This is a genomic window from Gracilimonas sp., assembly GCF_031581265.1.
Lineage (GTDB): Bacteria > Bacteroidota > Rhodothermia > Balneolales > Balneolaceae > Gracilimonas.
The window spans coordinates 1-13,354 of sequence record NZ_JAVLBQ010000053.1 but is presented as its reverse complement, the minus strand read 5'-3'; the positions used below and the strand labels follow the sequence as shown (position 1 = coordinate 13,354).

General features: G+C 38.8%; 12 protein-coding genes. 2 read left to right on the top strand and 10 right to left on the bottom strand.

The window, feature by feature from the left end; translation table 11 throughout:
* Positions 1-225: 225 nt before the first annotated feature.
* Positions 226-993: a queuosine precursor transporter gene (locus RI561_RS13405; protein WP_395080754.1), complete on the bottom strand. Its 768-nt coding sequence runs from the start codon at positions 991-993 to the stop codon at positions 226-228.
* A 120-nt stretch (positions 994-1,113) separates the two neighbouring features.
* Here RI561_RS13405 and RI561_RS13400 point away from each other — a divergent pair, with 120 nt between their 5' ends.
* Positions 1,114-1,863 carry a hypothetical protein gene (locus RI561_RS13400; RefSeq protein ID WP_395080753.1) on the top strand — a complete coding sequence of 250 codons (750 nt, stop codon included), beginning with the start codon at positions 1,114-1,116 and terminating at the stop codon, positions 1,861-1,863.
* A 77-nt stretch (positions 1,864-1,940) separates the two neighbouring features.
* Entirely contained in the window at positions 1,941-3,272 is a 1,332-nt protein-coding gene (locus tag RI561_RS13395; protein WP_395080752.1) for an ABC1 kinase family protein, read from the top strand.
* A 142-nt stretch (positions 3,273-3,414) separates the two neighbouring features.
* Here the strand turns inward: RI561_RS13395 and RI561_RS13390 are convergent, their stop codons facing one another.
* From RI561_RS13390 to RI561_RS13350, 9 genes are all read right to left on the bottom strand, one after another.
* On the bottom strand, positions 3,415-4,656 hold the full coding sequence (locus RI561_RS13390) for a 6-bladed beta-propeller (protein ID WP_395080751.1): 1,242 nt from the start codon (positions 4,654-4,656) through the stop codon (positions 3,415-3,417).
* A gap of 214 nt (positions 4,657-4,870) precedes the next feature.
* A complete protein-coding gene (locus tag RI561_RS13385) occupies positions 4,871-5,059 on the bottom strand; it encodes a hypothetical protein (protein WP_395080750.1) in 189 nt (62 codons plus the stop codon).
* A 21-nt stretch (positions 5,060-5,080) separates the two neighbouring features.
* Complete coding sequence (locus RI561_RS13380; RefSeq protein ID WP_395080749.1) at positions 5,081-5,335, bottom strand: hypothetical protein; 255 nt, start codon at positions 5,333-5,335, stop codon at positions 5,081-5,083.
* 56 nt (positions 5,336-5,391) lie between these two features.
* A complete protein-coding gene (locus RI561_RS13375; RefSeq protein WP_395080748.1) occupies positions 5,392-5,946 on the bottom strand; it encodes a 6-bladed beta-propeller in 555 nt (184 codons plus the stop codon).
* A 184-nt stretch (positions 5,947-6,130) separates the two neighbouring features.
* Positions 6,131-7,276 (bottom strand): 6-bladed beta-propeller, encoded by a 1,146-nt coding sequence (locus RI561_RS13370; RefSeq protein ID WP_395080747.1) that lies wholly within the window; start codon positions 7,274-7,276, stop codon positions 6,131-6,133.
* A 59-nt stretch (positions 7,277-7,335) separates the two neighbouring features.
* Positions 7,336-8,556 carry a hypothetical protein gene (locus RI561_RS13365; protein ID WP_395080746.1) on the bottom strand — a complete coding sequence of 407 codons (1,221 nt, stop codon included), beginning with the start codon at positions 8,554-8,556 and terminating at the stop codon, positions 7,336-7,338.
* Between the two features lie 419 nt (positions 8,557-8,975).
* The gene (locus tag RI561_RS13360) at positions 8,976-10,208 is read right to left on the bottom strand and encodes a 6-bladed beta-propeller (protein WP_395080745.1); all 1,233 of its coding nucleotides are present in this window, start codon (positions 10,206-10,208) and stop codon (positions 8,976-8,978) included.
* Positions 10,209-10,319: 111 nt separating this feature from the next.
* Complete coding sequence (locus RI561_RS13355; protein WP_395080744.1) at positions 10,320-11,564, bottom strand: 6-bladed beta-propeller; 1,245 nt, start codon at positions 11,562-11,564, stop codon at positions 10,320-10,322.
* A 300-nt stretch (positions 11,565-11,864) separates the two neighbouring features.
* On the bottom strand, positions 11,865-12,983 hold the full coding sequence (locus RI561_RS13350; protein ID WP_395080743.1) for a 6-bladed beta-propeller: 1,119 nt from the start codon (positions 12,981-12,983) through the stop codon (positions 11,865-11,867).
* Positions 12,984-13,354 lie beyond the last annotated feature (371 nt).

Genomic DNA, 13,354 nt, shown 5'->3' with positions numbered 1-13,354 from the left:
ATTAATGCATCAAAGAATTGAACAAGCTCTCGCTCGCACAAACAATCTGATCTATACTTCATTATGTCTAAGAACAAAACTTTCAGCGAAAAAAAATGCTGACTAAACTTCTGTTTGGTCAGCGATTTTCGTTTCCTTGAAAGGATTACAAAGATAGGGGCTGAACCCTATACACCGCAAGTATTTTTTAAAATAAATTTCTCATTTTTTGGCTGAACTTCTGTGCTATTCAGAATCGTATAATGAGTGCCCTGAAGGGTCTTCATCGTAGTGCCTAAGAAACTTCACACCCAAATAAAAGAGCGGAGTATCAAAAAGTGCAAAGAAAAATTTAAACAAATAGGAATTCAAAATGAGGATAATGAGCGTGGCCACAGAATTTACGTTATCTCCGAGGTTGCCGGCTAAATACAAAATGCTCAAAATTGCGGTGGAATCTACAAGTTGGCTAAACATTGTTGATGCATTATTTCTTAACCATAAATGCTTTCCACCTGTTAAGTTTTTCCAAAAATGAAACAGACGAACATCTACCGTTTGTGCAGTAAGGTATGCAATCATACTTGCGATGGTATTCCCCACCATAAATTCGTAGACACCTTCAAAAAGAGGCAACCCTCCGCTCACCCCACCGGTGTTGGGAAGCCAATGCCCAACCGACATCACCAAGAGCATGAAAAAATTCAAAAAGAATCCAACCCATACCACGAGTTGTGCTTTCTTTCTTCCAAACAATTCTGAAATAAGATCGGTTGCTAAAAAAGTAACAGGATAAGCTAGCACACCAACAGGCACGCTCATCGTATATATACTACCGTCTCGGACAATTGAGGGGGTAATAGCCTGAAGCCAACCGGGCATATCAATAGTAAATAAAGTCACAAATTTAGTAGTACCTATTACATTGCCCAGAACTAAGGCTGTAATAAAAACGCCGGCAAGACTCAGAAACAAGGTATCTCGCTGAGCCATGGATGGTTTATTTTCAGACATATAGGATTTTAATTTAGAAATCGCTCAAAAGTAACTAATCAAAACAAATTTTCAATTTATATCGTATCAACGAACTGAAAGCTTTCTACATTCGTTTTATCAGTGAATTAAATAAAAGCCATGAACACAGAAAAACTAAACACCAAGATTGAGCTCACGGAAGCAGCAATAGACCTATATATAGAGGACAAATTTTCGATCCCAAATTTAACGAAGAAAACCGGAAAGACGGCCTCTGAAATCTATTCGCTTTTCCCGAACAAAAAGGCCCTTCTGAAATTCTACTATCCATCATTGGTGATTCGCTATCGTGCCATGATCGGTGAGATTGAAGACTTCGAGTCCTATACCATCAGTGAGAAACTCTCCAACTTTGCGTTTACTCTGTTTGATATGATGGATGAGCGCCGGGAGTTTGTGGAAGATACCTTCGAAAAATACGAATGGACATGTACTTCAAAAAGTGAGTTTCAGCAAGAGATCAAAGACCTATTCAAAGACTTCTTCACTACGGATGGAAACATCGCCACAAGTGCCGGCTTTTTTATGGGCGACTTATTCTACGCTTCCCTGAAAACACAATTCTTATACCTTATTAAATTTTGGCTGCAGGATGACAGTGATGATCGCGAACGCACTTTCGCCCTCACCGATAAAATCACCGGATTTATTGAGGAGCTTGTCTATTCCACGATAGTGGACAAAGGATTTGATTTAGCTAAATACTCTTTGAGTGCTTTTGGGTTCCGCAGACAAGTGGAAGATTTTAACGATTGGGTTTCGAGCTGGTTTGAGGATGAGCCTGAAGAGGAAGTAGAAATTGAAATCGAGGATGAAGAAGAAAACGAGGCCAATAATAATTCTGATTAATTTTAAATGCTCAATGTTGAATGTTAAATGAGCAATCGCATTTAACATTTAAGAATTCAAAATTTAACATTACCTAAATGAGTAAAGATTTTCCATCATCAAAGTTTGAGCGTGGCAGCAGGATTGCCAAAACCGGTATTAAGGTTGGTACAAATTATGCGAAACGTTATTTGCGTAAAAAATCCGGAAAAGAGAACGGGGCCTCAGATGGTGATTTCCACTCTGAAAATGCTAAAGAGGTTTTCAAAGAATTTACTAAGCTTCGCGGAACCGCACTCAAGATTGCTCAAGGAATGAGCATGGACCAGGGGTTTCTCCCTGAAGAATTTACTGAGGTCATGACCCAGGCCCAATATTCGGTCCCCCCTATAAATAAAGCATTGGTACGGTCTATCATAAAGAGAGAACTTGGGGCTTACCCGGAACAACTTTTTAGCAATTTTGAGTCTGAAGCTTTTGCTGCAGCCTCCATTGGACAGGTTCACAAAGCAGAATTGAAAGACGGTCGCCAAGTGGCGATTAAAATTCAGTATCCCAATGTTCGGGAGACTATTGATTCGGACCTGGGATTGGCTAAAATTTTGGTCAAGCGCATTGTGAAGAAAGGGGCAGATATTGACCCGTATTTTGATGAAGTCAAACAGACGTTACTCGATGAGACTGATTACATAAAGGAGGGCAAACAGATTGATTTGTTTCGGGAGCGTTTTGGCGGACTCAATATTGAGATACCGGAATGGGTGGAGGAGTTTTCTACTGATAAAGTTCTTTGCATGACCTATTTGGAAGGTCGTCATTTAGGAGAATTCCTGAAGGAAGATCCCGACCAGGAGACACGAAATCATTTCGGGCAATTGTTATGGGATTTCTTTCACCGGCAAATTCAGGATATGGATTATGTACATGCCGACACGCACCCCGGTAATTTCTTTTTTACTTACGATGGCAAACTCGGCGTCATCGACTTTGGATGCGTGAAGAAATTCCCCAAAGAATTTTTCATAAACTACCTCCGATTGCTGCCCACTCATCTCAAGGATGACGAAGAGGCCATTCGCGAGCTGTATGAAAAACTAAAAGTCATCAATCCTGATTCGGATACGCCCGAAAATGAGGAACGCTATTTCAACTTTGCCCGCAACTACGGAAAGACATTTGCAGAACCTTATAAATATGAGGTCTTTGATTTTGGGGATGAAGAATACCGAAACACCATCAAATATTTCACCAAGGATGCCCCCATCGGAAATGAACCACGAGGTTCTCAGCACTTCTTATATACCACGCGCGTCCACCTGGGACTCTATAATATATTGATGAAAATGGGTGCGCATATCGACACCTCCAAAAGCAAAGAGATTTTAAGTGAGATGCTGGATGTGGATTTTGGGGAGTTGGTGGAGGCATAGGAATGGAAGCTCGATAGGTACTTTAGGAATGGAACGCAGATGATGCAGATTGGGCGGATAATCACGGAAAAGTTTATACTCGCTACGATCGCTCCGCGACGTAGTGAACTTTCATGTCAATCCAGACAGATTATTTATAGAATCAAGATTCAAATATTATCTCATACTTGTTAACCACTCTCTCTTCTTCCGTATTTTCCCAAGTATACACATATCCATTTCGCACGTATTCGAGTCGTTTATCCCGGGGCCATGTAAATCGTGCCAAAAGCTCTCCCGAGTAATCCAATACCCAATATTGGTATTTGCTCTGATCATGCACAATGGTCTTTACCCACATCCGGTCTTCATCATCCACAAATATGGACTCCAGAGCCGGCCAGGTCTCAGGCATTTCCATGGTTTTTAATGTATTAAAAAACGCATGTTCATATCCAAAATCATAGCGTTCAATTAATGCCTCACGATCAATTAAAGCATTTTCGTATGGGTAGTAGATAGCGCGTTTGTAGTTCCCGCCCTCATCATACACTTTGATCAAAAACTCGTCCGTCCAGGCAGAGATGATATCGTTATTTGTTTTTGAGATCGTGGTTAATGTCTTCCGGTCAAAAGGGAACGTGATACCGTAATGCATCCTTCCCTGGAAAGAATGATTGACTCCAAAATAACTTTCGTGTTCATAAATCAAATCAGAAATGATCTCCCAATTCTCATTCAGCAGGTAATATTTTGTTTTGTATTTTTCTCTGCTTTCTAAAGGATCTTCTATATTGAGTGATGGTTCAAAAAATACAAGAAGAGTCCCATCATTCCTGACATAATACCCCCTTAATACATAACCTGTGAGTTCTTCATAACCGGTAATGGCTTTCGGATCTGTCGATATGCTTTTAACAAACTCCAAGGACTCCATTGAAAACACATTCAGCTTGTACTGCATAGCATCCCTTGCGTATATAAGCGTATCATTTTCATCTAATCGGTGTATACTTAAGAACTCTGAGGGTCCGCGGCCTGGCCTGCCCACCCCTTTCACATATTCACCCTGACCATCAAAGACATGTATTTGATGATTTTTATTATCCCTGATAAATACCTTATCAAAACGGTCTACAATCAAGCCGCGATCTGACCCACCCACCATTACAAGAACACTATCGGTAGAACCAAACGTTTGCTCAAAGCTAAATCGGATATCATGAACAGGAGTCAACTGCTCTTTTTGATCAAAGACCCGTACATTTTCTATGGCACGAATATGAGCCGGTACTGAACTATCGTCTGATCCCGACAATTTTTCTTGACTATTTTTTTCAGTACAAGAGGTAATAGAAGAAAGCTGTACGCAAATAATGAGTGCAATTAAGATGTATTTATACATGAAATGAAATTAGAAATCTCCTTCCTTTTTTAGTGGAATAGAAATCCATTTACTTTTTTATTATTACCGAATTCTCTTACTTCTCATCTTCTCTTTCTAAGAATTCTATTTTGTAGCGAACAATCGAGGCTTGGTTACTCTTATCATTTTCTTCACGCTGATAAAAATATCCATCTTTAACGATCACATGATTTTCGAGACTAGCCGGGTGTTGTTATCGAACACCCGGCCATTTGAATCTCGCAATAATCTCGCCTGTTTCTTCCAAAACCCACCATTGAAAATATTCATCACTTTTGGTAATGGTAGAAACCCAAAATCTATGTTCATCATCCAGGAAAATAGAATTAACAACCGGCCAGGTTCCCGGTAGTTCAACTTGCTCAGCTATGCTTTCGGTCATTTCGTTTGCTGATTTCAAGGCTTATTCTCGCGAAACCTCAGGTGAAACATAGGAGTGATAAAATGCGCTCATATAATTTCCCAGGCTATCGAATTTTTTAATCAGAAATTCGCGACTATCAACTGTGTAAAAGTTTTTGCTTTGTCCCGGGATAAAAAAATGTCGCTCAAAAAATGGAAATTGTTTCATAGCCCTTGTTACTATATCCCCGATTTTCTTTTCTGAATTAGAAAAAACAAAACGTGCTGCATCAAGTTCAGCCAATTCTTCAGACATTATCTTTAGATCAGTATTTAACCTGTAATATTGTTTTTTCCGAATCCCACCATTATCTAAACTTGGTGGTAGCTCAAAAGCCGCAACAACTGTAGTACCCGATTCCAAATAGTATTCATGGGAGCGTTTCCCTGAAATACCTCCATGTCCTGCCATTTCTGAGAATCTGTTAAAACTGTTTTTATGGGTTTTAAGGAGGTGGTAGAGTATATCATTATTCGTTGCAGCTGGCTGTCATAAAATAAGATCCGCCCGGAATGATATTGTAAATTGCTTAAACTCAAGAATTCAGCCGGACCTCTTCCTTCACCGGCTATTTTTTTAAGGTATGAACCATCAGGGTTGAAGACATGAAGCGACCTGGAACCCCAACCCACGTCAGCTATGTAAACCCGTCCTGAATCGTCAACAGTAAACATTCCCATCGAAGCAAAAAGAACATCTTCTGTGTCGCCGAACGTTTTATCTTTTGTCAGCAAAAGGGTATCCAATGAGGCTTCAGATGGAAATACCTGTACGTTATCAAGCCCGTCAAATTCAAAAACTTCAGGTGGTTCCTGAGATGTACAGCCGGTAAGTACAATTAATATTAATATAGATAGTGTTTTCATTTTAATAAGTGATTTCAATGTACCCTACTCAATTATTTATATGTTGAATTACGGCAAGAATCTACATTACTTAAATACTATATAAATAATACTAAGCCATCTGCTAAATACCAATTTTAAATGATTCCTGCTTGGATTTTATCCTCGCTACAAACCTCCGGCTCCAATACTTGGCCTCAGATACCTACTTTTGCCAGGATATGTTATAGCTGTAAGCTTTGTACTCCCTGTTCTCGCCAATTTCAATGGTATATGCATGATTATTTTTGACCACGTAAATCATTTTATTTCTTGGCAAGGAAAATGTGGCTAAAATTTCTCCGGTATCATTCAATACCAGCCAATTGTACTTCTCCTGATTTTCCGGAATCGTGGCAACCCAAATGTGTCCCTTATCATCTACCAAAAACGACTTCACTGCCGGATATGATGTTGGGTATGCTTCCTCAATTTCCCTGTAAATAATCTCCCTTGTTGTGATTTCCTGCATCGCTGCATTTTCAATGGGGTAATAGATGCCGTTTAATGCCTTACCATCAGGAGTATATGTTTTAATTGCAAGGTCATCGGTCCATAGCATATATAGCCTGTCATCTTCATCCATGGCCATTAACGTAGTGCGGTCGTGCGGAATTTGTCCCGAAGCGCGCATCCTATCCGTTTCAAATGCATAGTGTCCTTCAATCGTAGTTTTATAGGAAAGTGTATTTGACAGATTTCCCTCATTATCAATTACGTAGTAATGCATGTACTCATCCGGTTTTATTACCGTCTTTGAAACACTTTTTTTCATACGCTCAAAGCCTGCTAACATATTTCCATTTTGGTATACATGAAATTCACCAAATCCTCTCAACCCTTTTGGCGATTGCAATGGAATTTCTTTTTCAAGTGAAAAATCATCTAATGAAAATATCGACAATCGAAATCCCAGCGCATCATATACATACAGCTTGTTATTCTTAATGCGGTAGTTATGTATAACCTGGAACTCACCCGGTCCGCTTCCTTTTTTTCCTATGCTTCTGAGGTGGCTTCCATCAGGGTTATATACCTGAATACGATCATTATTCAGGTATACTCTTCCCGAGTCATCTACCGCCATCCTGAAGAGATATCTATAGAACACTTCATCGGATGTAATTCCAAATGGCACCCGCCCACTAAAGGTGATTTCTGAGTCCGCTTCCCCAATAGATTCGAAATTGTTTATGTTTGGGTGATTTCCGAAAAATTCTGTTTGCGGCAAAGGTTGATATCTCTCTTCACTGCAATTAATGATGAATAGCATCATAAGGGAGCAATACACTATCCTTGGAAAAATTTTCATGGTAGTTATTTGATTAGTGTTTTTAAAATAGCCCTGTTCTCTAATTTGAAACTGAGGCATTATCGTTCTTCCAGCTCTATCCTATATCTCATCAATTCTTCATTTTCATTAGTAACCTTCGTGGCATACAAGTAGTCCCCTTTTATAAGCTGGATCTCCTCCTGAACGGGCCAGTCAAATTTTGCATGAAGGGTTCCCTCCATATCCACCACCCACCACGTGTTTTTATTGGGATCGTTGGTTCTGGTTTCCACCCAAAGTCGTTTGTTATCATCAACGACCATCTCTTCAAGTACAGGCCAATATTCAGGTTTTTGTGCTTTTTTATATACACATTCCCAGATCTTAATGAGCGATTCATCCATCATTTCCGCTTCAAACGCCTTCTTTTGTTCTTCTAAAACTTCTTCATGGTTTATTTTTAGTCGTTCCAGTGGATAGAAGAATGAATTTTTTAGAGTACCCTTAAAGTCATACACATTGATCAAAAATGACCGGCTGGATGCCAGTATAATATCCCCATCATCGGAAGTAATAAATAAAGGCTGAGACAAAAAAGGTGCGGCTGAAATTTTTATTTGACAACCGCTTTTCACTGTCAAATATTCTTTACCACGCTGCTCTAAAATAACCCCAGATAAAAAATTCCCATCTTTGTTCATCAAGGCAAACTTAGAGAACAAGCTATCCGCGTTGTAGCTTTTATGGGCAGGATTGGAAAAAATGGGTTCATTGAATTGTGCGAGTAACTGTGCATTTTTCGTAAAATAAATCATGGACAAATCAAATCCATTGAGTTCTTGAACGTCTTTTTTACCCTTTGGATAAGGGGTGTACGTATCCAACACTTGTAATGAGTCGGTCGAAAACACCGTAATCCGGCGCAACATTGGGGCAAATGCAAATAATGTATCATTGACTACCCTGATTTTTGGTGTAGCAATAAACTCCCCCGGACCATTGCCCTCCCTTCCATTTGAGGCCTGATAATAGCCATTCTTATCAACCTTCAGGATTCTTCTTTTATCACTATCCAGAAAAAATACATTCCCGGCTTCATCCGCTGCAATACCACCAATATTAACGGGCTTCAGTTTTTTCAGATCCTTTGGAAAAGCTGTTTTGTCAAAATGAATTTGGTATTCAGGTTCTGTATCAATTTCATATACCTTGGTTGTCTCATCAAAATTCTCTTGTTCATACCCGTACTGTTCATTGGAGGAATTACATCCTACCAAAAAGACAAATAGTAAAAATAACCCCAGGCTTGGTTTAGCCATCCTCATTTCATATGTAGATTAATTCTCACAATAATTAATTGATGCAATATATATTAATCCTCATTTCCATGCTTTTGCTTCGCAAAGCAGTTTGGTTGCCCAACCTCCGATCACCATCAATGCATTAAAACATTCCGGGCGGAGGTTTGTGTATCGTGTTCTTCTACTTCTGCCACGGGCTAAAGCCACGTGGCTATATTCGGGCATCCCTCCGGGATTATTATTTACTCCAAATTTTTACCCTGTATTACTCGCTACGATCGCTCCGCGTCGTAGCGAACTATCGATCTGCCACACTCTTTTACCCCTATTATGAACCGCCAGTTCCAGTTTTCGAGCAATAACTTCAATTCAACATTTTGAACCAGAGGCTCGTCCATCCATTCACTTTGAGACGTTGAGGAAGAGAGCCATATGCACTATTCCCCAAATTCTATTTTATAACGATGTACAAAACTTTCCCCGGTTTCAGGATCTTCTTCTTTGGTATATAAGTACCCGTTTCTAACTGCTTTGATGTATTTGTCTCTGGGCCAGATAAATTTTGAAATTACTTTTCCCGAAGCCTCCATAATCCACCATCCGTAATAGTCTGTATCATCAATAATTGTGGAAACCCATAGCCGGTTTTCATCATCAAAAAACATTTTTCTGAGGGACGGCCATTTATCCGGCAGGTCCTCAGCCTGTTCCAGCATTTTTACCACTACCCCTTCTCCATATCCCGACATATAATTCGTTTCCTCATAGTACTCTTTTAGACTTTCAATATCTAAAGGCTTGTTTTGAAATGGATGTTGTATTGTACTTAGATGATCCCCGGATGTATTATAAACCTCGATTCTAAATTTATCGCTTCGAGTCAAATATATATTCCCCTCGTTAGAAACTGCAAAAAGTGGTTTTTGAAAAAATGGAAAAGCATGAACTGCGCTAAAAAGGGTTTCATCACCTTTAACGAGATAGGAAAGATACCGAACATCACTTTGTGTCAGAATCGGCTCAGATACGATTTCTCCTGAATAATTTTGAGGTACATAGTATACCATATTCTTATTCATAGCCGGATTCTTTTGCATCTGATAATAGGCAACTATCAAAGTATCGCTATTAACAGGAATTATTTTTTGAGGCATATATCCTTTAAGAATCTCGAACTCAGACCTATTATAGGCCATTAATTGAATGGTTTTTTGATACGAATCGTCTTCCAAATTGAAGACACTCACTCTGTATGCTGCATTTGAAGACCCATCTAAAACGTATAGTAAGTCTGAGTCAATCAAGATTGGTGTCATTGTTGAATTGGGAGAAAACTCCCCCGGTCCTCTTCCCTCTCTACCTATAGATTTCAGATAACTGCCATCCGGCTCAAAAATATGAATAGTAACCGCATCGCTGTCTTTAATGAGAACCCGGTTATTTTTATCAATCGCGATTGCACTTATTGTACCAACAACAACTTCATTATTGGTACCAAAGATATTACTGTGCGTAAAATCTATTGTTTGCGCAGGGGATGAATAATCACTCCCCTTGGTTGATATTTTTTCTTCTAAACTTTGGGCTACTATTGTGCTTGATGCACCCGCTATGAGCATCAACAAAACCATGATGCTTTGAAAAGCTTTTTTCCTTTCTAAATAACTCATAGTGTTTTTCTCCGGTGATATTTCGCTACCATATGCAAGTAAATTGGGATGTATTTCATTTGATCATATTGGTGATAAAAAGGGAATTTTTTTCATTCAGAAAACGCGATTTTACAATTCTTCCAACTCAATCCGATACCGCACGACTTCTTCAATCCCGGTCTTTTCATTGGTTTCTCGGGTATAGATGTAACCGTTTCTTATGACTTCAATCGGCTTATCCCTTGGCCACTCAAATTTGGCAATCACCTCACCTGACTCTTCAAGTACCCACCATTCATAGATTTCAAAATCTTCTACAATTGTGGATACCCACAGGTTGTTTTCATCATCAACAAACATATCTTCCAGGGCAGGCCAGGTTTCTGGAAGGTTATCGGCCTCCCGAATCATTTTTAGGGCCACCCCTTCTCCGAGCTGGGACAGGTAATTTGTCCTTTCATAGCGATTCATTACTTTATTTTTGTTAAATAATATATTTTCAAATGGATGTTGGAAGGTGTGTATATGTTTGCCGTCGGTACTATGAATATCGATCTCAAATTCCTCGGTGTTATTAACTGCATATATATAACTCTCTTCAGATACGGTAAGCAGCGACTTGCTGTAAAAGGGGAAAGTAGTCATACCTGTATTTCCATTTGGATAACGATAAACCGAATTGGTAAGGTCTTTCTGTTCCAAAATTGGTCCGGAAACTATGACCCCGGTGCTGTCCTGGGTCATATAACGGATGAAGCTTGTGGCATCCTTATATTCACCACGTAACTGGTGATAAGCCACCAGAAACACTCCATCATTCAGAGGAAAAATCCGCCTTGGGTAATACCCTTCCAGCTCCTTGTAATCATCCTGGTTTTCAGGGATAAGCTTCATTGTGTGGGAAAAAGACAAGTCGTTCAGCTGATAGACATGTGCCCTGACTTGGTAAGATCCATCCGTGATATAAATTCGATTCGAATGAATTTTCATAAAGGTATTAGGAGTTATAGCACTAAATTCTCCCGGGCCCCTACCGCGCTGTCCGAGGGAAGTTAGGTAATCCCCTTCAGGCCTGAAGACATGAACGGTTGCTTGATCAATATCTGCTACGAATAGTCGTTTTTGATCATCTACCGCAATTGTTGCTATATAGCTCACTAAAACTTCGTCACTGAAATCGAAACGATATTCTTCTTCAAACGCTATCTTTTTAATGGATACATTACTGTTGGAAGAATCGTCTTCTGGATACTCAGTATCCGATTGGTTGATTTCGTTTAGCTCTTCATCGACCTCTTTTTTTTCTTGTACTTCCTCACCTGAGCACCCTAAAAAGAGAAAAATTAACAAAAATGCCTTTTTGAGTATTCTCATGTCGTGCTTTCTAAAGCTGTTCGTTCTCGCCTTCCATTTGGCAAGCTGCCAAAGCGATTATTATTGATCTCAGAAAAATTAAAAAGGAATGGTATTTCATAATCATCTTCACCCACTATTTTACTACCTCTATAGTAATAAAATGAATTCAGCTTCCAAAATAATTTGCTGAATTTTATCCGGTTACGGATTAAAGGAACGATGTAGAGGCATAATTCGAAATGGGTAATTGAACGCGAATGAAGCGGATTGGACGGATAGTTGCTAATTTGTGGTACTATCATTCCTAAAGTGAAAATATTATTTCCATGCCACCCTTAGAAGGTAATCTCCGTTTTGGCCCATTACTATTACGTAAAGTTGATCTTTTTGATCCATCCAATAAAATAACACCCTTTGATAAAAACCGTTATCCAGTAAACCGGCTTCCAAGTTAGTTACAGGACCACGAGCTTTCAATTCTCCGGTATCTTCATCAAATAATTGCGTATACAGATGTTGCTTATCCTCTATGCTTAACAGGCTAATATGCAAGTAATCTCCATTACTCTTCTTAAATATACCCATACTTTCATTATTCATGATACCATGAAGCTTGCCATAAACAGCGGAATTTGCAATCATTCCTTTACCAAGTACATCCTTGTAATTATCATATTCAACATACGTTTTACTTGTCGCTGTATATCCATTAAATACTCTTTTAAGTTTGTTTGTTTCAAGTGAATATTGCAAAACTTTCCCCCTATAAAAGAAAGGAGCTAACGTTAGTGTAGAATCCGTAGTAGTAAAACTACTTGTAAAAACTCCCCCTACAAAAAACAACTCAAAAGGTTGAGAGGTATCAATAGTATGTGAAACAGGCACCAATTCTGATTCAATTTCATTTAAATCCTCATCAAAAATATGAATTAAATAGTCTTCGTTATGATTGACCTCTCCCCGCAAAGCATCAAGACTTCTATAAAAAAGAACTATTCCCTTACCCGGTACATGTCTCATATAATTAGGCTTAATTTCTTTCTCTATCACCTTGGTTGCAATCAAATTTCCCTCAGCATCATACTTGGTAAACCGAAACTGGAAATAATCGAAAATCAGAATTTCATCATCCGGCAATAGAGTCATAGATGTAACTTCAGTAAACTCTCCCGGTCCCCTGCCAGCCCGTCCAAAACTGAACTTAAAACTCCCAGATTTATCAAAAACTAATATTTTACTTTGTTTACCATCGGCTATATAGATATCCCCTTTACTATTAGATACAACGGCAGAAATCTCACTAAAAAAATAATTTCCAGTATCCTCTGATAACTTTAAATTATACTCAAACTGTACAGGTTCTTCTTGAATAAGCTTTTCCTGTGCTACAGAATAGACAGAAGGGACAAAAAAAATTAAAATAATTATTGCACGCATACCTTTTACTTAAGTGAAAATCTACTACAGCATAAGCTATAGTAGATTTTATTACTATTTAGAGAAATGTATTTTCTATTCTGGATCAGGCGTGCATAACCCATATCCAGAAACTTGACATGGACGGGTTCCAGATACGATTTTACAAGTTTCATATCCCATTTGTGTATTAGGATCACCATTGTAGCATGCATCAATACTACCACAATGCTTACAATTAGTTCCACTACTACTAATGGCAGCAGCGTTAACTAAAAACAGCCCTGAAACAGCTAAAAATAGGGTTGTTAAAAATAGTTTAGGGTCTTATGAAGTATAGCATGTTATGATTGTTTGTAACATATTGCTATACAATGGTTAACAAGTATTAT